Source organism: Staphylospora marina (assembly GCF_003856495.1).
GTDB classification, from domain to species: Bacteria; Bacillota; Bacilli; order Thermoactinomycetales; family Thermoactinomycetaceae; genus Staphylospora; species Staphylospora marina.
This window is the reverse complement of the sequence record NZ_CP034118.1, coordinates 2345883-2367256: the sequence shown is the minus strand read 5'-3', so window position 1 is coordinate 2367256 and position 21374 is coordinate 2345883. Positions and strand designations below refer to the sequence as shown.

Genomic DNA, 21374 nt, shown 5'->3' with positions numbered 1-21374 from the left:
GACGGAGGGATCCGAATGGGGGTCATGGTGGTCTTGGTTCCCGTGGCAATGGCTGCCGCCGGGATGCTGGAAACCAGAAAAACGGAGCAACGGGAACTGGTGCTGGGAACCCGCATGAAAAACAGGGATCTCCTCAACAAATCCCTGGTCCGCGCGGGATGGGCGGTGGAAGAGAAGGACGGGGTCCTGAAGGTGGAGGGCGGTCCGGACAAACAGTTGACCATTCACCTGAACGATGAATCCCGAACTCACGATTTCCGGTTTGTCGGAGATTGGACGGAGGAAGAAGCCGCCGAACTGGTCTCCCTGATCCAGGAAGAGTACACCCTTCTCCTGCAGGAGCAGGTCTACCGGAGATTGAAAGAACGGGCATCCACCCGCGGATTGGAACTGGAGTCGGAAGAAGTGCAGGAAGATCACTCCATCGTGCTGACCTATACGGTGCAGGGGGGACCGTGATGAAAAAGCGGGTAAAGATCCGGCTGTTCCCCGACGGAACCATCCAGGCCGAGGTCGAGGGAGTCAAGGGAAAGCGCTGCACGGATTACATCGGGATTCTGGAAGAGCTGCTCGAAGCGGAGACGGTGGATTCCGATTTCACGCCGGAATATTACGAAGAGGAAGAGGTTCATGAGCAAACCGAACAACAGCAGCGGCTCCGCGAGGACTGATGCCTGGACGGGGCAAGGAGCGGGGGGAGACCTCACCCTCCGCCTGCATCGCTTTCTTCCGAAGACCCGCGCGGAAGGTCCCGGCATCCGGGCGTGCATCTGGGTGCAGGGGTGTTCCATCCGCTGTCCGGGTTGCGCGGTCCCCTGGACCTGGTCCCCGAACGGCGGGGAAACGGTGACCGTCGGGGAGCTGGCACGGCGGATCCTTGAAGGGCCGGAGGTGGAAGGGGTGACGTTTGCCGGGGGAGAGCCGTTCGACCAGGCGGCTCCTCTGGCTGCATTGGGGCGGATGCTGAAACATCGGGGAATGTCGGTGGTGACCTATTCGGGTTACCGGTTGGAAGAACTGAGGGCCGCTTCCCGTCCGGACTGGCACGCATTGCTGGGCGTGACGGACATTTTGCTGGACGGTCCGTTCATGCGGGAGAAAGCGGATGTCAGCCGTCCCTGGGTGGGCTCTTCCAATCAGCGGATCCATTTTCTCACGGACAGGTACGCCTTTTTGAAACCGGAACTCGGGCGCCATCGGAACCGGTTGGAAATCCGTCTGGAGCGGGGCGGGATCGTCACCTTGAACGGAGTGGCCGACATGGATGCCTTGCAGGAATTGCTCGAAGAACTGGAATTGGAACGAGAATCTCCACCCAAGAAGGGGAAAGCCGATGAATGAGGAGAGCAAGTACTGGGAGCTTTGGAACTCCCTGTGGATGGGCTGGGCACTGTTCACATTGGGAATTTTGAACTGGGTCTCATTCTTTTACATCGGAATCAGGGTCAGGCAGCGCAAGTGGGTGCTGGCCGGTATCGGGTACGCCATTCCCTTTGTCGTGATGATGATCAGTGAAGGGGTACTGAGCGATGTGTACATGGATCTTGCTGCGGGAGTGGCGGTTGCGCTGTGGCCTGTTTCGATCATCCATGCGATGTTGATCCGTCGTGAATACCTGGAGCGTCTCCGGTATCGGAATCAAATCATAAATCGAGAGTTGGAGGATCTGAGGAAACAGATTCTCCGGGAGTATGAAGGAAAGCGATCCGCACCGTCCGTCGGGCCGGATTCGCGAACATCTCCTTCCGCGAATCCTTCCGTTCCGGATTCTTCTCAGCCGTCCGGCCTCGTGGATCTGAACACCGCCTCCGAGGAAGAACTGGCCACCCTCCCGGGCATGAACCTGATCCTGGCCAAACTGGCCGTCAGAAAGCGGCTGGAGAAGGGCGGCTTTACCTCCGTGGACGATTTTGCCGACAGCCTCGAATTGAAGCCTCACATCAGGGTGCGGCTGAAAAAACTGGCGACGGTCGGAAAGCCGCAAGGGCAGGACATCGAAGCCCCGGATGCTTCCGCTGGACAAAGAGGACGTCTGGTCGATTTCTGATCAAAAGTTTCAGCCGACTCTTCACGAGTCGGCTGTTTTCGCATTCACCAGCCCATCCGTTCCCGAAATCGGGTGATCTGCGCAAGATGATGCTCGCTGTGCCAGACATACATGTCCAGGACCTTGTCCAACCGGATCTCCCGCTTGAGATCCGGATGATGGTACGTGCGCGCGAAATCCTTGTATTCCATGGATTTCAGCAGAACGGTCAATCGTTCATGCAGCCCCTTCAGCAATCGGATGGATGGTTCGACCGGCATCCGGCTGTCCGGCAGTTCGGCCCACAAATCCTCCGGGAACGGCATGATTCGGGGGTTTTCTTCCGTCAGGGCAAATTTGAAGCGGAGAAACACGTTCAAGTTGCTGTCCGCCACGTGATGAGCCACTTGACGCAACGTCCAGCCGCCCGGCCGATACGGCGTGTCCAATTGCTCTTCGTTCAGACCGAACACTGCCTGCTCCAGCTTGGCGGGAATGTCGTCCATCCTTTCGATGAGTCGGCTGATCTCCTCTTCCGTCAATCGGGACGGTTCCACGTACGGACCGATCGGGGAGCGCAAGTCGTCCATGGGATGACCTCCGGAGAACGAGAATTTTTGTTCCTGATACTGTTTATTGGCGGGACGGTTGGCATGCTCCTGCAATCGTTCAACTCTTGCGTTGATTGTTTTTTTGAGAATGTCGCTGGACTAGTGAGGGTGGACCACAAATTTTCCCCGAATCACGAATTCTTATCATGAAACCGTAAATTCACGAGAGTACATCATTGGAGGCGTTCACATGCCCGTATATGAAAAATTGATTCGGGACCGCATTCCGGAAATCATTGAGGCTTCCGGGAAAAAGGCGATCACCCGGGTACTCGGTGACGAGGAATTCCAAAGAGAAGCCCGGAAGAAGTTGCACGAAGAATTGGCGGAGTATGAGGCTGCGAAAAATGACAGGGAGTCCCTTGAAGAGCTTGCGGATTTGCTTGAGTTGATTCATGCACTGGCGGAATGTCACGGTGCAACCATGGAAGAATTGGAGAAGATCCGCAGAGACAAGTTGAGCAAGCGCGGAGGATTTGATCGGAAATTGTTTCTGGTGGAGGTGACGGACTGATGGGAATTCGTCTGTCAACCTCCGGATTGTATGATCAATTGATCGAAGCGATCCACCAGTCATCTTCCATCTATATGTTGACTTCTTTCATTCTCAAATCGGGGGCACATCTTCTGGCCGAACCGCTCAGACAGGCTTCCGGGCGGGGAGCGGACATCAAGATATGCACCGGTGATTATTTGTATGTCACCTCTCCGGATGCATTGGAGGTATTGCATGCCATTCCGGGGGTGGAGTTTCGGCTGTTCCGTTCCGGAAACCGGTCCTTCCATCCCAAGGCCTATTTGTTCCGAACACATGACAACGGTTTGATGATCATCGGATCTTCCAATTTGTCGGCGAGTGCGTTGAAAACAGGTGTGGAATGGAATCTGTCCGTTGATCGGGATGTGGATCCCGCTGTTTTCGAGAAAGCCATGGAAGCATTCATGGATGTGTTTCACGATGACCGAACGGTGGATGTCAATCCGGAAACCATTCGGGAGTACAAGGAAGAATACGCTTCGTTTCACAAGATTCATCCCGAAGTGTGGCCGGAAGAAGATCCCTTGGTTTTGAGCGAAGAGGACCCCCTTCCCCGACACGAAATCACCATCACGCCCCATGAAATACAGGAAGAGGCTTTGCAAGCCCTGTCCGCCACCAGGGAAGAAGGGTACGACCGGGCTTTGGTGGTCATGGCCACCGGACTCGGAAAAACGTACATGAGCGCATTTTTTGCGCAACGAATGGAATTCCGCAAAGTGTTGTTCATCGCTCACCAAGATGAAATTCTCCGGCAGGCGCAGGCAACGTTCACCAAGGTGATACCGGACCGGAAGACCGGATTGTACAACGGATACAGAAAAGATCGAGATGCCGACATTCTGTTTGCGTCCATCCAAACGCTGTCGATGAAGCATCATTTGGAACGATTCCATCCCGATGAATTTGAGCTGGTGATCATCGATGAATTCCATCACGCGGCGGCGAAGACCTATCAAAAAGTGATCAATCATTTCCGGCCGCGTTTCTTGCTGGGCATCACCGCCACTCCCGACCGGTTGGACGGAGGAAATGTGTATGCGTTGTGTGACAACAACGTGGCTTACCGGATCGATTTTACGGAAGCGATCCAAAGAGGATTCTTGTCCCCCTTCCGATATCAGGGCGTGTATGATGAGATCGATTACCGGAAAATCCGGTATGTCAATGGTCAATACGATCCATATCAATGGGAACAGGCATTCATTCAGCAAGAGATGGCGGAGAAAATCTTCCGCAAGTGGCTGGAATTCAGACAGACGCGGACGCTGGCTTTTTGCGGATCCATTCGTCAGGCCCGATATCTGTCGGATCATTTCAATCAACGCGGGTTCAAGACCGTTGCGTTGTGCGGAGACCATCGAACCGATCGTCAGGAGGCGATCCGGCAGCTGGAGGAAGGCCGCATCGACGTGATTTTCGCGGTGAATCTGTTCAACGAAGGCGTGGACATACCGTCGGTTGACACGTTGTTGTTTGTTCGTCCGACGCAATCCATGGCGGTGTTTTTGCAACAATTGGGGCGAGGTCTTCGCAAAGCGCCGGGCAAAGAATATTGTCAGGTCATTGACCTGATCGGGAATTATCGCAACCTGGAAATGAAGTTGCGCCTGTTCGGGGACCTGGAACGGAAAAAGGGAAAAACGCGTTTTGTGGCATCGCTCCCCGAAGCGTGCCTGTTTGAACTGGACACCCGATCGATCGATCTGATCTCCCGGTATGACAATGATCTCCCTCTTCGAAAACGTCGTTTGATCCAGAGTTATCAGGATGTGAAATATCGGCTGGGAAGAAGACCCACTTATCTGGAGTTGCACCTGCACGGTTGGGAAGATGTGAGAGGGTACAAATCGGAATGGAAATCATACGCCGAGTTTTTGGAATTCATGGGTGAACTGTCTCCGGCCGAATCGGAGGCGGTGAATGCATACCGGGAACTGATCCGGAATGTGGAAACCACTTCGATGTCAAGAAGCTACAAGATGGTGTTGCTCAAGGTGATGTTGGATCGCGGCGCGCAAAGATGGGCCGAACCCATTTCGGCAAGTGAAGCCGCGCCTTCCTTTTATCATTGGCTGGAAGAGGTCCCTTACCGAAAGAAGAAGGATATTCTGGGGAACAAAGAGTTGTCGCTTGGCTACGACGAAAAGAAAGTGGCCCGGTTGATCAAACACATGCCCATGACCAAATGGGCCGGTTCCGCAAACGGACTTTTTTTGCTGGAAGGAGACCGTTTTTTCGCAAGCGGATACCGGGAGATTCGTTCACCGGAACTGCACGCGATCATCAAAGAGATTTGTGAATACCGGTTGCACGCATATTTCGAAAAAGGAAGCCCGCAGGAATCCTGACAAACAAAATGTCTTCAAAAAGATGTCTCACCGAATGCCGCATGCCGTTTTTCGTCGTTTTGTCAAAAACACTGCCAAACCTCTGAAATCACGCTTCTCAGACAATTGATCCCCCCGGCCCGGGGGTTTTTTCTTGTAAAAAAGCACTTGCTGAACAAAAAACAGCCGCTCACTTCGAATCAGAATACAGAAAGAAAAGATACCAGAAACATTTTCACGGAGGATGACATGGAGTACAGTGGAAAACTTCGCATGTTGAAGGTACTGAGGATTCTGGAGAGGGACACGGATCCGGAACACAGGCTGACGCTCAAGGAAATCGCACAGAAGCTGAAGCATGAGCTTCTGACGGATGAGTTGCCGGGGAAGAAGGCGCTGGAGTCGGACATCCACACGCTGGTCGAGGCAGGCTATGACATCCTGTGGCAGCAGCGGGGGAACAACGGGGCCAATGAATATTGGCTGAATGAACGCAATTTTGAGACATATCAGTTGCGCATGCTGATCGACGCCATCATGTTTTCGATGTTCATCACAAAAGGTGACGCGATGGACCTGATCGACCGCTTGCTGGAGCCGGTGAGCATTCATGAGGCGAAAAAGTTGAAGGAACCTTGCAAGTTGATGGATTATGTGCCGAGAACCCGCAACCGCAAGCTCAAGTATTTCATTGACACCCTGTACACGGCCATCAATGAACGGAAAGAGGTCCGTTTCCGGTACGGAAAGTACGGGCCGGACAAGAAGTTCCATTATCATCAGGAAGGCCGGTTCTACGTGGCCCGTCCGTATGCGCTTGTTTGGTGGGAGAACAAATACTATCTGGTTGCCGAATATCTGAATGAACCGGATTTTCGCCACTTCCGGGTGGACCGGATGGACAACGTGCAGATCGTCGGGGAGAAGTCGTTCGAACCGAAACCGCTGAATATCGGGGAGTATGTCCGGACATCGTTCCACATGTTCAACGGAGAGGAAAAAGTGGTGAAGCTCGAATTTGAGGACAATGAACGAAACGATTTTCTCAACATGGTGTTTGACCGGTTCGGGATGGATGTGAACGTGGAGCCGCGGGAAGGGCACCGATTCGTGCTGAAAGTCAAAGCCAAGGTGAGCCAAGGGTTGATCAACTGGATCCTGACCTGGGGATCCCGGGTGAAAGTGTTGGAACCGTCGGAGTTGGTCGAGCAGGTGAGAGCGGAAACGGAGAAGTTGTACCGGAAATACCACTCGTGACGCCAAAAACATGTAAGCGTTTTCATGAGAAGGAGCATGGGAGTACGCCCCCGGAGAGTCCGGGAGCGAAGTCCGGGATGGATGGGGATCACTCCGGATTTTCTTCATCCTCCTCATCCGGAAACGGAAGGGGGGGATGTTTCGGTACATACAGTCCGCAGGCATCCCAGGTAGGCCAATGCCTTCCGGAGTGATGACTGCATCGAAAACTTTTGCCGGTATCCTCCAGGTGCCGGCAGGTTTCGCATTTGTACAGCGTCCAGGTGATCCCGTACTGTTTGACCATGGGGTTTTTGCTCTGTTCTTCGATACGATCCAAATCCGGTTGCTTGATGATCATTCCCGCCTTTATCTTCATATCAACAAAAGTCAATATATCATGACCGGATGAACGGGTAGAAGAGGAGGGAGGGATTTGCCGAAAAATCGTCAAGGGTTTGGGATTGCAATGGCAAAAAAGACGGTTCTGTCCCATGGTTGGGAATGGATTCGGGCCTCGTTCGGCGGGATGTTGACATCGACAAATTCGGACAAAGGGTTGTTGAATTTTGGATAAAATTGTAGATCGAAACAGAATGATAAAATGATATAATATATCTCTTTCCTGCAGGATTTTCGCCGTTTTCCGGTGAATGCGGAAAATCCGGAAACAACAGGGGGTTTGCCCGATCTTGTCGAACAGGAAGTTTCTGACTGTTTGTAAGCTCATGATTTTCGGGAAGCGAATAAATGGCTTTTTTTCTGGGGATTTAATGAAGGAAGAAGGAACAGACAGCCGGGAGTGTAGAAAGAATAAGCTCAAAGGAGGGATGAGTCACCCGGTTTTTTAACATTGATATCATAATTTGAAGGATCTTCCGCTTGTCAACCGGCCTGTTTTTTATTATACTGATTTTTAAAAATTTGAATTGATTTGGCCGATGCGAACGGCAGGAACCGGCGCCGGGAACGGTTTCGTCCGTTTCCGGGAGTCCGGGCTCATGAGGCCGCCGTAAGCGGTTTGGATGGTTGGACGGATTTCTTTCCGGGTGGTCTGACCAAACCGGCAGCCCCCTCCGGGGGTGGCGATCCGAACCGGACCGGAAATGAGCTGCCGCCGGGCGATCGGAAGTCCGCCGATTCGCGTCTCCTTTGTCATCAGGAATGGTAGGCTTCATATTTTTTCAGATATCATAAAGTTTCGTTCATACCAAAATTTTCTTTCCGAAATATGTAAATAAATTACGGAGAATTCCTTTAAAAAAATTAATTCGTGAAGTAATATAGGAATTAACAAGTATTCCGAAAGGGAGATTGCCAATGAACATTCTCGAGATGAACGAGATTGGCAAATTTATCCGCAAAACAAGGAAAGAGCGCGGCCTCAGGCTGGAGGATCTGTCAGACGAGCACATTTCGACGGCGACAATCAGCAACATCGAACGCGGTGTTCCTCATGTGAATAAAGAAAAAGTTTTATATTTGATGAGCAAGCTGGGATTGGAGCTGGATGAAATTCCAGACATGATAGAAAAGGACAGCGAGAGCCTGGAGAGCATGCAAGTCCGGTTCACGGCGGTCGAAACGCTGATTCAGCTCGGGAACATCCAACGGGCTCAGGCATTCTTGTCCGACATTTCCGACGAGTCGTTTTCGCGCCACCAGGCGACCGTGCATTTCCTGAAAGGGAAGATCTTCAAGCACAAGAAAGACTGGCGCAAGGCCGAGCGGGAATTCAGTGAGGCCATCCGCCTGTCCTACCAGGATCCCTACTCCCCGAAAAACCATCTCGAAGCGGTCAGTTACCACGCGCTGGCCGATTGCCGGATGATCAACGGGGACTGGGAGCAAGCCCTCCGCTATCTGGACAAGGGCATGGAATCCGTCCAGAACGCCACGGATGCCGAGCAGGTGAGATATCTCCTTCTCGTGGCGCGCATGACGTGCATGGAGAAGCTGGGAAGAACCGAAGAGGCGCTTCGCGGACTGGATGAGCTGTGGCCGAAGATCCACGAGATTCAGAACCGGGAGCTGGTTTTGCGGATGTACGCGCTGAAGGCGGAGCTGCTCCGGCGCATGAGAATGCACCACGACGCGATCCGCTATGCGCGGGAAGGCATCCTGCAGACGGTGAACGGCAGGGACTATGAAGAAATGTTTGCCCTGTGGGTCACTTTGGGAACCGCTTACATGGAGATCAAGCAACTTGAAGAGGCGGAAACCTGCTTCTCGTTCGTGCTGGAGCTGTCCGATTACGTGTCCAACAAGCAGGAAGTGGTTCGCGCCTGGTGTTCGCTCGGCAACGTGTACCTGCTGGAGGGAAAACTGGACCAGGCCAGAGACATTTTGAAGCAAGCGCTTGATTGGGCAGAGAAGTTGGGGGACACCCAGACCCTGATCACGGCTCTTTTGATGATGGGACAGCTGATGAAGCGGATGAAGCATTATGCGGATGCCGTCGAACACTTCCAGCGCGCCGTGCAGGTGGCCCTTAAACACAAGTTCCGTCAAAAGGCGTACATCGGCTTTTACGAACTGGCCGAGTGCCACGAGCAAATGGGGGACTTGGAAGGATTCAAATCCGCGACCGAGCAGATGTATCGCATCCAGAAGGAAATGCCGCATGATGAGTTCCTCATCGGATGAATACTTGCGGAAACAGAATGGTTTTGATAAACTGTTTACAACAGTTTGGCAAAAATAAACAGGAACCTCTTATCAAGAGTGGCGGAGGGACTGGCCCGATGAAGCCCGGCAACCTGTCGACGCACACCGTCGACGTGGTGCCAATTCCTGCAGGGAGAAGCGATTCTCTCTGAAAGATGAGAGCCTGGGTTCACGGCGGCAAACGCCCTTCATCTTTCGGAGATGGAGGGCGTTTTTCAATGGGCAAAAAGGAGGGATGGGGCATGGCGAAACAATCGTTTGCCGGGCGTTTGAAAGAGAAAATCCTCATTCTCGACGGCGCGATGGGCACCATGCTGCAGGAATACCGTTTGACCGCCGAAGACTTCGGAGGCGAGCGGCTGGAAGGATGCAACGAGATGCTCAATCTGACGCGTCCCGATGTGGTTTCGGAGATTCACGAAGCGTATTTCCTGGCGGGGGCCGATGTGGTCGAAACCAACACCTTCGGGGCGACGCCGGTGGTGCTGGCGGAGTACGGGGCGGAGGACCTGACGGAGGAGATCAACCGCGCGGCGGCCCGTCTGGCCGTTGAGGTTCGCGACCGTTTGTCGACGGAAGAGTGGCCGCGGTATGTGGCCGGCTCCATGGGGCCGACAACCCGCACGCTTTCGGTGACGGGAGGCATTTCGTTCGACGAGCTGGCGGAGGGGTATCGGCGGCAGGCTTTGGGGCTGATCGAAGGAGGCGTGGATCTGCTTCTCCTGGAGACGGCGCAGGACACGCTCAACCTGAAAGCCGCATCCGTGGGGATCCGTGAGGCGTTTGCCCGGACCGGACGGGAACTGCCCATCATGATCTCCGGAACGATCGAGCCGATGGGAACGATGCTCGGAGGGCAGAATGTGGAAGCTTTCTGGCTGTCGATCCGCCATCTGAACCCGGTTGCCGTGGGGCTCAATTGCGCTACCGGCCCGGAGTTCATGAAGGATCATATCCGGACGTTGTCAGGGCTGGCATCGTGCGCGGTTTCCTGTTATCCCAATGCGGGTTTGCCGGACGAACACGGCCGGTATCAGGAGACGCCGCAAGGATTGGCGCGCAAGCTGACCGATTTCGCCGACCGGGGATGGCTCAATCTGGCGGGAGGCTGCTGCGGCACCACGCCGAAACACATCCGGGCGATCGCGGAAGCGCTTCGCGAGAAACCTCCGAGGAAGCCTGCGCCTTCCCATTTGCCGGGAGTGTCCGGGCTGGAAGCGGTGTGGCTGGAGCCGGAATCCCGGCCCATCCTGGTGGGGGAGCGGACCAACGTGGTCGGTTCGCGCAAGTTCCGCCGATTGATCCGCGAGGGGAACTGGGATGAGGCCGCGGAGATCGCGCGCAAGCAAGTGAAGGGAGGCGCGCAGATCATCGATGTGTGCCTTGCCGACCCCGAACGGGACGAACGGGAGGACATGGATCGCTTTCTTCCGGTGGTGCTTCGGAAGATCAAGGCTCCCGTGATGATCGACACCACCGATCCGGACGTGCTGGAGGCGGCGCTGAAACATGTCCAGGGCAAAGCGGTGATCAATTCGGTCAATCTCGAAGAAGGCGAAGAGAAACTTCGCGCGGCAGCCGGATTGGCGCGGATCTACGGGGCGGCGTTGGTGGCCGGCACGATTGACGAACGGGGAATGGCCGTGTCGCGGGAGCGGAAGCTGGAAGTGGCCGGACGCATCCGGCGGATTCTGGTGGAGGAATGCGGCATTCCGGAAGAAGACATCCTGTTTGATCCCCTGGTCTTTCCGGCGGGGACCGGAGACGGCCAATACATCGGTGCGGCCCTGGAGACGGTGGAGGGCATCCGCCTGATCCGTAAAGCGTTCCCGAAAGCGGCGACGATTGCCGGCATTTCCAATGTATCTTTCGGTCTTCCTCCTGCCGGCCGCGAGGTGCTCAATGCGGTGTTTTTGTATGAATGCACCCGGGCCGGACTGGATTATGCCATCGTGAACACCGAGAAGCTGCAGCGTTACGCTTCCATCCCGGAAGAAGAGAGGAAATTGGCGGAGAAGTTGCTGTTTGCCACCGACCGGGAGGTATACGACCGGTTGCTGGCCGGATTTGTCGCCCATTTCCGCGACAGGCAAGACGTTCCCCGGAAAGAACAGGCCCGGCAATTGCCCCTCGAAGAACGGCTGGCCCGTGCCGTGGTGGAGGGAACGAAGGAAGGACTGACGGATGATTTGAAGCTGGCGCTGGAGAAATACACGCCGCTGGAAATCATCAACGGGCCTCTGATGAAGGGGATGGACGAAGTGGGGCGCCTGTTCAACGAGAACCGCCTGATCGTGGCGGAAGTGCTGGAAAGCGCCGAAGTGATGAAAGCGGCGGTCCGGTTCCTGGAGCCTTTCATGGAAAAAGCGGATGTCCGCGCCAAGGCGAAGGTCCTCCTGGCCACGGTAAAGGGAGACGTTCATGACATCGGCAAGAATCTGGTGGAGATCATTCTTTCCAACAACGGATATGAAGTGATCGATCTGGGGATCAAGGTGCCGCCGGAGACGCTGATCCGGGCCGTGAACGAAAACCGACCGGACATCATCGGACTGTCCGGGTTGCTGGTCAAGTCGGCCCGGCAAATGGCGGTGACCGCCAAAGACCTGAAGGATGCGGGGATTCGCCTGCCGCTTCTGGTCGGCGGGGCGGCCTTGTCCCGCAAGTTTGTTGAAACGCACATCGCGCCGGAATATGAAGGGGCGGTTCTGTATGCAAAGGACGCGATGCACGGACTGGAATTGGCCAACCGATTGACTGATCCGAACCAACGGGAAACGTTTCTGGCCCGTACGGGGGCTCGCCCGGAGCTGCGGGAGGTGAAGCAGGCAACGGTTGCCGCGAAGCCCGGTCGCGGCGGCGTGAACCGGTCCGCTCCCGTGTTCGTCCCGCCGGATGCAAAGCCGCACGTGTTCCGGAATGTGCCGGTGTCCCGGATCTGGCCGTACGTCAACCGGCAGATGCTCCTCGGCCGCCATTTGGGCTTGAAGGGAAACGTGGAGGAATTGCTGGCCGCCAACGACCCGAAAGCCGTGAAATGGCTGGAACGCGCGACGGATCTTCTGAAGCGGGCGGGAGAAAACGGATGGCTGCGGCCGGCGGCGAAGTATCGCTTTTTCCCGGCCCGTTCGGAAGGGGACGTGCTTTGTGTGTGCGATCCCGGGAATCCGCAGCGGGTGCTGGAGCGGTTTGAATTTCCCCGTCAGCCGAGCCCGCCGCACCTGTGTCTGGCCGATTTCGTCCGTCCGGCGGAGTCCGGGGAGACCGACTGGATCGGACTCATGGCGGTCACGGCCGGCGCCGGGGTGCGGGAGCTGGCCGAACGGTGGAAGAAGGAAGGCAACTACCTCGAATCGCACCTGCTGCAAGCGTTGGCGTTGGAGTTGGCGGAAGGCTTGGCCGAGCACGTTCACGAGATGATGCGCGACCGTTGGGGTTTCCCCGATCCGGTGACGATGACGATGAAAGAGCGGTTTGCCGCCAGGTATCAGGGGATCCGCGTTTCTTTCGGGTATCCGGCCTGCCCGGATCTGGAGGATCAGCGCAAGCTGTTCCGGCTGCTCCGGCCCGAAGAGATCGGCATCCGCCTGACCGAGGAGTGCATGATGGATCCGGAAGCGTCCGTGACAGCCATGGTGTTCGCACATCCCGATGCTCGATATTTCAGTGTGAAGTGAGGGGGACAGACGTGAACCGTCAGGGACTGAAGGAGGCACTCTCCACCGGTCTGCTGGTGGGAGACGGAGCCATGGCCACTTGGCTGTACCGACAGGGGATTCCGATCGGACAGTGTACGGAAGAGCTCGTTCTGACGAATCCCCTGTGGATCCGTTCCGTTCATCGGGCTTATCTGGAAGCGGGGGCGCGGGTCATCCAGACCCACACGTACGGGGCCAACCGGGAGAGGCTCACCCGGTTCGGGCTGGAAAGCAAGGTGACGGCCATTCACCGGGAAGCGGTGAAGATCGCGAGGGATGCCGCCGGAGACGAGGCGTGGGTGCTTGGAACGGTGGGGTCGATTTTGGCCGGAAGATTGGCGGTGTTTGACGAGGACGCGTACCGGGGGATGTACGAGGAGCAGGCGACGGCGTTGTTGCATGCCGGGGTGGACGGGATCCTGCTGGAAACGTTTCTCGACGTGAAGGAAATGATGGTGGCGCTGAAAGCGATCCGCTCCTTGACCGATCTTCCCGTGATCGCCCAGTTTTCCATGCTGGAGGTGGGCATGACCCGCGATGCCGCTCCGCTCTCCGAGGCGTTCCGCGTATTGGCGGAGGCCGGAGCGGACGGGGTCGGCATCAATTGCCGCCTGGGGCCCGTGGAAACTCTCCGGGCGCTGGAGCAGACCGTCATTCCGGAAGATGTCGTGATCAGTGTGTATCCCAATGCCGGTCGGCTCGGCATTCACGACGGGGAGGTTCGGTACGACGCGGAGCCCGAATACTTCGGAAAGATCGCCGACAGCCTCATCCGGCAGGGAGTGCGGCTGATGGGCGGCTGTTGCGGCACGACGCCGGAGCACATCCGCTGTCTGGCGGAAGCGGTTCGGGGAAGGCGGCCGGTGAAGCGGATCAATCCTCCCGGGCAGCCCCGGACGCCCGTCCGCGTCACTCCGCCGGAGGAGCGGCGCCGGAAACGTCCTCCCATCACCGAAAAAGTGAAAACGGGAAGAACCGTGATCTGTGAATGGAGTCCTCCCAGGGATTTGGACATCTCCGGTTTTCTCAAGGGAGCCCAAAAACTCTCCGAAGCGGGGGCGGACGCCATCACCATGTCGGACAATTCCCTGGCGGTCGCCCGGATGAGCAACATGGCGCTGGCGGCGATCCTGCGGCAAAAATACGACATGGATCCGCTGGTTCATGTCACTTGCCGGGATCGGAACCTGCTCGGCCAGCAATCTCATCTGATGGGGCTGCATGCGCTGGGCATCGACCAGATCCTGGTGGTCACGGGGGATCCGGCACGGATGGGAGATTTGCCCGGTGCCTCCTCGGTGTACGATGTCAGTTCGTTCGAATTGATCCGCATGGTGAAGCAGTTGAACAACGGCATTTCGTTTTCGGGGAGAGAGCTCAAAGAGAAGGCGAGGTTCATCGTGGGAGCGGCATTCAATCCGCATGTCCGCCGGTTGGAAGCGGCGGTGCGACGGTTGGAGAAGAAGGTGGAGGCGGGCGCCGATTTCATCATGACCCAACCGGTGTACGATCCCGCGCTGATCCGCGAAATCCGGGATGCCACCGGTCATCTCGGCGTTCCGGTGTTCATCGGAATCATGCCGCTCACCGGACACCGAAACGCCCTGTTCCTCCATCACGAAGTCCCGGGGATCCGCATTCCGGAAGCGGTGCTGAAGCGGCTCCAGGCATGCCGGAACAAGGAAGAGGGACGCAGGGAAGGGTTGGCCGTGGCGAAGGAACTGCTGAAGGATGCCATGGAATGTTTTTCGGGCATCTATCTGATCACCCCGTTTTCCTGGTGGTGGATGACGGAAGAGCTGATTCGCGAAATCCGGGAAAAGGACCGGATGCGGAAAGCGATGCGGGCATGACGGCTTCGGTCAGGTCATCAGACGAAAAAAAAGGGCCCCCGTTTGCGGACGGGGGCTCATTGTATGAATTGAAACAAACCAAAACCAAAACCACTCATATGGAAACGATTTCCGCTCGTTTCCGGGAGCCTCTGAGGGAGTCATTCAGCCTGCTACTCATAGTATTCGAAAGAAAGGATCCGTTTGTGTCACGTTATCGAAAATTTTCCGGTGAGCAGGACAAACGACACGTCAGGAAGCGGGTCGCGAATCGCTTCGGATCGGGAAAGATGGGCGTTTCCCTTTCCGGGGTCTGAGGGGACTGAATGTCAGATTGTCCAAGGCACCGACCAGGACCGGCCGGATTTGACGACGAAGCACCCGATGTTTGTAACCGAGCTTGAACAGATGACAAGCAGCGGGAAGATCCGCGAACGGCACCATCCACTTCCCCTCCTCTTGGTGATTGGAGATTTGACAAGGCTGCAATCTTTTTCCTGCTTTTCGACAAAACAGGAAAAAACATCTCAAATCCTGACACGTTTTCGACCCTTCCACGGGCGTCGGAGGGGAAAAGCCCGGCAGCATCGGAATGCTTGTTGACGTGCCCGCATTCGATATGTTCCCGGAATTCCGGTCGGTTATTCTTTGAAAATTGGTTGAATTTCTGTTTGTATGGACTCCTCTTCCGGAATGAATCAGTTATAGTAGGGGAGAGAAGAAACCAGCATCCATGACCAGCATCTGTGGTTCGGGAGGGGGAACCGGGTTTGTTGAACGAAGAATTTCTGGATTCGCATTGGTTGTTGATCTTTTTCATGCTGATTTCGTTTGTCCTTGCCACGCTTTACATCCGTGAACGGATCAAAAACAAGGCCAATTGATCATGCATGGTCGGTGCCTCGCTGTGACGGCGGGGTTTTGTTTTTGAAAAAACAAAAGCCCTCCCCGGCGGAGGAGCAGGCAAGTGGCGGTCTCCGTTCGGAAACCCTGCGTATCGGGTCGTTGCGGAAAAAAACGCCGGGTGAAGGGTTCACCCGGTCGGTTCAGTACATGTGGCCGCTGGAGCTTCCCATCCAACCGCGACGGGAGGAGGACTCGCGGCAGTGAGACTCGTGGGAATGCCTCGGTCTTCTCCAGCCTCCCCGGCAGGAGGACTCCCAGCCACGGGACGACTCTCTGCAGCCGCACGGCGGCCCGGGCCGTCTGTACATCCTGTGATGATGTCTGGCGCACCAGCGCATGTACCATCTGAGCATGGCCATCTCATACCGGTGGCAGATCTTCATGTGGTGATACATGTGCTTCAGGACATGCGGGTCGCACGGAAGACACGGCATCATGGCCGGCCTTTGCGGCATGGGCGGCATCGGTTGCGGAGCCGGCATATGCTTTTTCGGCGGCATGGGCGGCGGTGGCGGAGCCGGCATGTGCTTTTTCGGCGGCATGGGCATGGGCGGCGGAGCGGGCATGTGTTTGTGCGGTGGCATCGGTGCCGCCGGAGGTGCGGGTTTCGGCGGTTCCTGCGGCATCGCAGGTTGTTGCGGCATTCTTCTCTCCATGCTTTCACTTCCTTTGGTCTTGATGTCACACTCCATTGTATGAACGGGCGGAGGCGGGTGTACCGGAGAAACATGCCCAAGTTTCGGGCGTTTGGTTGGACGGCCTTCATGCGGTGGAGTATAATGGGATGGACGAAGCCCCGAAAAGATTCGGTGTTCGGGGGCGGGAGGGAAAGAGATGGAAGTCGTCAAAATCACTCCGCGCGGATATTGTTACGGTGTGGTGGATGCCATGGTGCTGGCCAGACAGGCCGCCAAAAACCTGGATCTGCCGCGACCGATCCATATTCTCGGAATGATCGTTCACAACAGTCATGTCGTCGAGGCGTTCAAGAAAGAAGGAATCATCACGCTGGACGGGGAAAATCGCCTGGAGCTCCTGGATCGGATCGATGAGGGAACGGTGATCTTCACCGCACACGGGGTTTCTCCCGAAGTGCGCCGCAAAGCCCGTGAAAAGGGATTGACGATCGTGGATGCCACTTGCCCCGACGTCACCCGCACGCATGATCTGATCCGGGAGAAAGTGGCGGAAGGATATGAAGTGATTTACATCGGAAAGAAAGGACATCCGGAACCGGAAGGAGCCATGGGCGTGGCACCGGGACGGGTGCACCTGATCGAAAAGGAAGAAGACATCGGAAAGCTTCATTTTGATACGGACAAACTGCTGGTGACCAACCAGACCACGATGAGCCAGTGGGACACCGCCCATCTGATGAACAAGGTGCGGGAAAAATTCCCGACCGTGGAGATTCACAACGAGATCTGCCTGGCCACCCAGGAGCGGCAGGAAGCCGTGGCCGAGCAGGCCAAAGGATGCGATCTGGTCATCGTCGTCGGCGATCCCCGCAGCAACAACTCCAACCGCCTGGCGCAGGTGGCCGAGGAGATCGCCGGAGTGGAGGCGTACCGGGTGGCCGATGTGACCGAGATTCAAATCGATTGGCTGAAAGGCAAAAAGAAAGTGGCCGTCACTGCCGGGGCATCCACGCCCACCCCGATCACCCGGGAAGTGATCGCATTCCTCGAGCAGTTTGACGACCAAGATCCCTCCACGTGGGAAATCAAACGAACCATCGATCCGAACAGAATTCTCCCGCCGGTCCGGAAAAAACGGGCCTGAACAAAAAAACCGGGAACCATCCCGGATGACAAGGTGATGCCGGTGCGGTTCCCCGCGATTGCTTTTTCCCCCGCGGGGAATGCTTCCGGCAAACAATTTTTTCAACCGTCTCCCGGGGTTCTCCCCGGATTTTTCTTCCGTTCATTTGCGTGTCAATTCCGTCAATTTGCTCCCGAAAAACATTCACCGGTCGGGGTAACGTGAATTCATGAAATCCCAACACTGGTTCATCGTTCCGCGAAACTCCACCCGATGGTCCTTTTTCATCGGATTGTACCACTGAAAATAGTTGTCTTCGCTGATGATGGACGGCGGGAGCTTTTCCGAATCTCTTACCACGTAATACACGGTTTCTATGGCACCTCCTGATGTGCAGTATGTTCAAATGAAATGAATGATATTCGAATCCACGAAAAAATCGGCCCTTTTTTTCCCGCTTTTCCGGGAGGGCCGATGAATGGCGGACAAACCGGTCGAATCACGGCGTCAAGCTCGGGACTCTTCCTCTTTCAGCACGGCGATGGGCACGGCTTCTTCCACGCGGGACCCTTCCCGGGTTCCCCAGGCCATGACCCCGAGCACCCGTTCCACGAAAAAGCGGGAGTCCTCGTCTTCGAGCCGGTACCAGGTTCCGGTCCGGATCGTGGCCGGATCCATCAGGTACGAGCGGGCCATGTTTTTCTTCTGGCGGGCGACGGCGGCTTTGGAGGGAAGCCCCTCTTGCTCCGCTTCCCGTTCCTCCCGTTCCAGTCGGGCGATTTCCGCCTGCAACTGGCGGGGGGTGAGTTGGCTGTAAAGCGTCATGGTTTCTCGCTCCTTTGTATCTCCGCTTTTCGGCTGTTTCCATTGTACACCGCCCGGAAGGAAAAGGGGAGGCAAAGGGGAGAATCGGCTTGCGGGCGAAAGTTTCGCCGGTTGTCTGATACAATGAAGAGAGGGTTGTCCTTCGGCGGGGGGTGTGGAGGATCACGGTATTTCTGTTGTTTGTCGACGGAGTCGGTTTGGGGGACGAGGCGGAATACAATCCCTGGTTTGTCCTGGATCCGCCGAACATTCGCCGCATTCTGGGCGATCGGCCCCTGTGCCGGGGATCGGCCGGTTATCGGACCGACCGCGTGAAATTGCTTTCCACCGACGCCCATCTGGGAGTTCCGGGAGTCCCGCAAAGCGCCACCGGACAGGCCGCCATCTTCACGGGCAAAAACGCTCCCCGGGAAGTGGGCGGGCACATGAGCGGATTGCCGTTCCGCCGGCTGCGCGAGTGGGTGACGGAGCACAACATCTACCGTCAGTTTCGGGAGCGGGGATGGCGGGGCACGTTTGCCAACAGCTACACGCCCGAATACTTCGACCGTCCGGCCACCCGGCGCGGCTGGATTTCGGTGACGACGGCGGCGATCCTGTCCATCAAGGAACCGGTGCGCATGTTGGAAGACTTGCTTGCGGGAAATGCCGTGTATCATGATTTGACCCGGTGGTGGCTCCGGACCCATTTGCCGGACGTTCCCGCCATCGAACCGGAAGAGGCGGCACGCCATCTCCTGGGGCTCGGACGGGATGCGGACCTGGTGGTGCATGAGTATTTCCTCACCGACCGGGCAGGGCACAAGCGGGATCCGGAACTGGTTTCCCGGGTCGTCGGCGATTACGACCGGTTCCTCGGAGAGCTGGACCGGCTTCTTTCTCCCGGGGACACGATTGTGTGTGTGAGCGACCACGGGAACAGTGAAGATCTCCGGATTCCGGTTCACACGGAGAACCCCGTTCCCACCCTGATCATCGGGGATGTGGATGCCGTCCGCCCGGAAGAAGAGGAACATTGGGATTTGATGTGCATCGCTCCTTTGTTGCACCGGTTGGTGGAACGAAGCAAATCGGGCGATTGAGCAAAGGATGTGTCTGGACCATGACGATGCGATACATTCCGCGAATCCGCGGAGCGGCCGTGCCCGAAGAAGGGCAGTGGGCGACGCTGTCCGGCAAGCCGGTGCTGATCCTGTCGGTTCCCGAATGGCAGTACCAGGTGCGTCAATCCGTGGAAAAAGACCGGCATGTCTGGATGTATGACCGTGAAAATGACGCGTATCTCTTTTGTTTCCGGATGCAAAACGAATCGGACTACGCTGTGGCGTTTCCCCGGGAGCATGCCGGATTGCTGCTCAGGGACCCCAAGGCGGACCGACCGTTTTCGGTGCTGATCACGTCACAGGAGCTGGAAGGATCGAGGGATCTCAGACCGTGCCTGCTCTTTCGTGATGTCCGCCTGAGGCGTCATCCCCGGGCCGGCTGGTGACGGGTGTCACACGATGGTGACCGGGGTGCCGATCGGAACCAACCGCGCCAGCTCTTCCACGTCACGGTTGTGCATGCGGATGCAGCCGCGGGACACGCGCCGGCCGATGGAAGCGGGATTGTTGGTTCCGTGGATGCCGTAGCCCGGACGGGACAGTCCCAACCACATCGTTCCGTACGCGGTGATCCGTCCTCCCGGTCGGGAATACGGGTACGGAACCTTGTTGATGATCCGGTAGGTTCCGGTCGGTGTCTCCCGGCCCAAGCGGCCGACGGCCACCGGCCACGACCGGACGGGCTTTCCGTCCCGGTACAGGGTGAGTCGGAACCGGGCACGATTGATGACGATGCTGTACAAGATCAACCCCTCCTTTTTTCTTCACCATACGGAAAAAGGGAGGGGGCGGTGCCGGGCAATGGCTCCGGCAGACACACACCCAAGCCCCCGTTCACGGGGGCTTGGGTGTGTGTCGTGTCGGTGTTCATTCCATTCCTGGATGCATTCATCAAACGCGAAGAAATCAGTCACCGAGATCTTCGCTTCTTGCGAAATCATCAAAGAGGCGGTCGGTGTCCCGTTCATGCTCCTCAATCAGACGATCCAGCACTTTTTTGTATTCGTCCGCCCGTGCGTAAGGGGGTTCCGTTTCAAGCACCTTGGTGAGAGCCCGGATGATGATGCTGCGCTCATGCGGGGACAGTTGCAAGGTGAATCCCTCCTTGGGATGAAGATCGGCAGGACGTGAACAGCCATGGTGTGAGACGGGTCCGATCCTGAAGCGGCGGACCCGTCTCGCAGGAAAGGCGGTTCGGGATTTGGCATCCATTTCTCATTGTACCCGGACCGGGGCCAAGATACTCATGGAAGGCGGATTCAGGCGTATAAATCAAACATGTTGACCCCGTACCCGAACTGCTTCAAAGCGTCAAACAGCTGGGCGCGGTGGTGGGCCAGATGGGTGATGATTTCCGTCAGCCACGTGGCCTGACAAGTGCCTTCTTCTTTGTAAAACGCCTTGGTCTTTTTCGTGAAAAACTCCTCCTCCGTCAGGGAGGACATGTAGTCTTTGAGCGCCGCCCATCCTTCGTTCATCACCTTGACCAGTTCCTCGCCGGACTGTCGGGTCAGATCCGCTTCCAGTCGGCGAACGGTGATTTCGTCCGCTTCGCGGAGGATCGCCAGATCCACGGCCGGGATCTGCGCCAGATGATTGGCCAGTTCGCCGATCGGCCGCAGGGCATCATGGGGCTTTTGCTCCCAATGTTCCGGGCGGATCATCGAAAGCAGTTTTCCCGAGGTCCGGATGAGCAATTCCAGTTCATGAAACAGCAATTCACGGGTGGATTCACTCATGGTTGCTGACCGTCCTTTCCTTGAAAAATGGGAACATCCATTCTATTTTCGATGAATGAATGATTTTCTCCTTTCCTGTTTTCCAGGACGTGAACGGCCGGC

General features: G+C 56.5%; 22 protein-coding genes and 1 riboswitch. Of the genes, 14 read left to right on the top strand and 8 right to left on the bottom strand.

Translation table 11 applies throughout. The features are described from left to right. The first annotated feature begins 15 nt into the window (after positions 1 to 15). The 4 genes from EG886_RS11715 to EG886_RS11700 are packed head-to-tail and all read left to right on the top strand — an operon-like array spanning position 16 to position 2047. Positions 16 to 459: a hypothetical protein gene (locus EG886_RS11715; protein ID WP_124728307.1), complete on the top strand. Its 444-nt coding sequence runs from the start codon at positions 16 to 18 to the stop codon at positions 457 to 459. Beyond that, a complete protein-coding gene (locus EG886_RS11710; RefSeq protein ID WP_124728306.1) occupies positions 459 to 671 on the top strand; it encodes a DUF2997 domain-containing protein in 213 nt (70 codons plus the stop codon). Before EG886_RS11715 ends, EG886_RS11710 begins: the two co-directional genes overlap by 1 nt. Continuing rightward, a complete protein-coding gene (locus tag EG886_RS11705; protein WP_124728305.1) occupies positions 631 to 1341 on the top strand; it encodes a 4Fe-4S single cluster domain-containing protein in 711 nt (236 codons plus the stop codon). Before EG886_RS11710 ends, EG886_RS11705 begins: the two co-directional genes overlap by 41 nt. Then, positions 1334 to 2047 carry a ComEA family DNA-binding protein gene (locus EG886_RS11700; RefSeq protein WP_164491824.1) on the top strand — a complete coding sequence of 238 codons (714 nt, stop codon included), beginning with the start codon at positions 1334 to 1336 and terminating at the stop codon, positions 2045 to 2047. Before EG886_RS11705 ends, EG886_RS11700 begins: the two co-directional genes overlap by 8 nt. 44 nt (positions 2048 to 2091) lie before the next feature. Here the strand turns inward: EG886_RS11700 and EG886_RS11695 are convergent, their stop codons facing one another. Next, positions 2092 to 2616, bottom strand: a complete 525-nt coding sequence (locus EG886_RS11695; protein WP_124728303.1) for a YfiT family bacillithiol transferase — start codon at positions 2614 to 2616, stop codon at positions 2092 to 2094. Between the two features lie 211 nt (positions 2617 to 2827). On the opposite strand from EG886_RS11695, the gene EG886_RS11690 reads away from it, so the two are divergent. The 3 genes from EG886_RS11690 to EG886_RS11680 all read left to right on the top strand — a co-directional run bounded on the left by EG886_RS11690 (position 2828) and on the right by EG886_RS11680 (position 6762). Beyond that, the gene (locus EG886_RS11690) at positions 2828 to 3151 is read left to right on the top strand and encodes a nucleoside triphosphate pyrophosphohydrolase (protein WP_124728302.1); all 324 of its coding nucleotides are present in this window, start codon (positions 2828 to 2830) and stop codon (positions 3149 to 3151) included. Next, on the top strand, positions 3151 to 5526 hold the full coding sequence (locus EG886_RS11685) for a DEAD/DEAH box helicase family protein (RefSeq protein ID WP_124728301.1): 2376 nt from the start codon (positions 3151 to 3153) through the stop codon (positions 5524 to 5526). Before EG886_RS11690 ends, EG886_RS11685 begins: the two co-directional genes overlap by 1 nt. Before the next feature lie 228 nt (positions 5527 to 5754). Continuing rightward, complete coding sequence (locus tag EG886_RS11680; RefSeq protein ID WP_124728300.1) at positions 5755 to 6762, top strand: helix-turn-helix transcriptional regulator; 1008 nt, start codon at positions 5755 to 5757, stop codon at positions 6760 to 6762. A gap of 88 nt (positions 6763 to 6850) precedes the next feature. Here EG886_RS11680 and EG886_RS11675 read toward each other — a convergent pair whose 3' ends face one another. Then, entirely contained in the window at positions 6851 to 7564 is a 714-nt protein-coding gene (locus tag EG886_RS11675; RefSeq protein WP_124728299.1) for a hypothetical protein, read from the bottom strand. Positions 7565 to 8061: 497 nt separating this feature from the next. Between EG886_RS11675 and EG886_RS11670 the strand changes: the two genes are divergently transcribed. The 3 genes from EG886_RS11670 (at position 8062) to EG886_RS11660 (ending at position 14959) form a co-directional block, all read left to right on the top strand. After that, positions 8062 to 9387, top strand: coding sequence for a helix-turn-helix domain-containing protein (locus EG886_RS11670; RefSeq protein WP_124728298.1), 1326 nt, complete (start codon positions 8062 to 8064; stop codon positions 9385 to 9387). A gap of 66 nt (positions 9388 to 9453) precedes the next feature. Beyond that, positions 9454 to 9570, top strand: a riboswitch (SAM riboswitch). Positions 9571 to 9650: 80 nt separating this feature from the next. Further along, positions 9651 to 13085: a methionine synthase gene (gene metH / locus EG886_RS11665; protein ID WP_124728297.1), complete on the top strand. Its 3435-nt coding sequence runs from the start codon at positions 9651 to 9653 to the stop codon at positions 13083 to 13085. A 71-nt stretch (positions 13086 to 13156) separates the two neighbouring features. Next, positions 13157 to 14959: a bifunctional homocysteine S-methyltransferase/methylenetetrahydrofolate reductase gene (locus tag EG886_RS11660; RefSeq protein ID WP_241154454.1), complete on the top strand. Its 1803-nt coding sequence runs from the start codon at positions 13157 to 13159 to the stop codon at positions 14957 to 14959. A gap of 231 nt (positions 14960 to 15190) precedes the next feature. Here the strand turns inward: EG886_RS11660 and EG886_RS11655 are convergent, their stop codons facing one another. Continuing rightward, positions 15191 to 15382 (bottom strand): hypothetical protein, encoded by a 192-nt coding sequence (locus EG886_RS11655; protein WP_124728295.1) that lies wholly within the window; start codon positions 15380 to 15382, stop codon positions 15191 to 15193. An 897-nt stretch (positions 15383 to 16279) separates the two neighbouring features. Here EG886_RS11655 and EG886_RS11650 point away from each other — a divergent pair. Further along, complete coding sequence (locus tag EG886_RS11650; RefSeq protein WP_124728294.1) at positions 16280 to 16543, top strand: hypothetical protein; 264 nt, start codon at positions 16280 to 16282, stop codon at positions 16541 to 16543. Between the two features lie 135 nt (positions 16544 to 16678). Beyond that, positions 16679 to 17626, top strand: a complete 948-nt coding sequence (locus tag EG886_RS11645) for a 4-hydroxy-3-methylbut-2-enyl diphosphate reductase (RefSeq protein WP_124728293.1) — start codon at positions 16679 to 16681, stop codon at positions 17624 to 17626. A gap of 183 nt (positions 17627 to 17809) precedes the next feature. On the opposite strand, the gene EG886_RS13795 is transcribed toward EG886_RS11645, so the two are convergent. Both EG886_RS13795 and EG886_RS11640 read right to left on the bottom strand, forming a co-directional pair. Then, the gene (locus EG886_RS13795; RefSeq protein WP_164491823.1) at positions 17810 to 17974 is read right to left on the bottom strand and encodes a hypothetical protein; all 165 of its coding nucleotides are present in this window, start codon (positions 17972 to 17974) and stop codon (positions 17810 to 17812) included. A gap of 138 nt (positions 17975 to 18112) precedes the next feature. Continuing rightward, on the bottom strand, positions 18113 to 18430 hold the full coding sequence (locus EG886_RS11640) for a DUF1811 family protein (RefSeq protein WP_124728292.1): 318 nt from the start codon (positions 18428 to 18430) through the stop codon (positions 18113 to 18115). A gap of 152 nt (positions 18431 to 18582) precedes the next feature. Here EG886_RS11640 and EG886_RS11635 point away from each other — a divergent pair, with 152 nt between their 5' ends. Together EG886_RS11635 and EG886_RS11630 are read left to right on the top strand one after the other, a co-directional pair. Next, positions 18583 to 19512: an alkaline phosphatase family protein gene (locus EG886_RS11635; protein ID WP_124728291.1), complete on the top strand. Its 930-nt coding sequence runs from the start codon at positions 18583 to 18585 to the stop codon at positions 19510 to 19512. Positions 19513 to 19532: 20 nt separating this feature from the next. Then, complete coding sequence (locus tag EG886_RS11630) at positions 19533 to 19919, top strand: hypothetical protein (RefSeq protein ID WP_124728290.1); 387 nt, start codon at positions 19533 to 19535, stop codon at positions 19917 to 19919. A gap of 6 nt (positions 19920 to 19925) precedes the next feature. Here the strand turns inward: EG886_RS11630 and EG886_RS11625 are convergent, their stop codons facing one another. From EG886_RS11625 to EG886_RS11615, 3 genes are all read right to left on the bottom strand, one after another. Next, positions 19926 to 20276, bottom strand: coding sequence for a L,D-transpeptidase (locus EG886_RS11625; protein ID WP_420894147.1), 351 nt, complete (start codon positions 20274 to 20276; stop codon positions 19926 to 19928). Positions 20277 to 20439: 163 nt separating this feature from the next. Then, positions 20440 to 20625, bottom strand: a complete 186-nt coding sequence (locus EG886_RS11620; protein WP_124728289.1) for a hypothetical protein — start codon at positions 20623 to 20625, stop codon at positions 20440 to 20442. 167 nt (positions 20626 to 20792) lie between these two features. Next, positions 20793 to 21272 carry a DinB family protein gene (locus EG886_RS11615; RefSeq protein WP_124728288.1) on the bottom strand — a complete coding sequence of 160 codons (480 nt, stop codon included), beginning with the start codon at positions 21270 to 21272 and terminating at the stop codon, positions 20793 to 20795. Between the last annotated feature and the right edge of the window lie 102 nt (positions 21273 to 21374).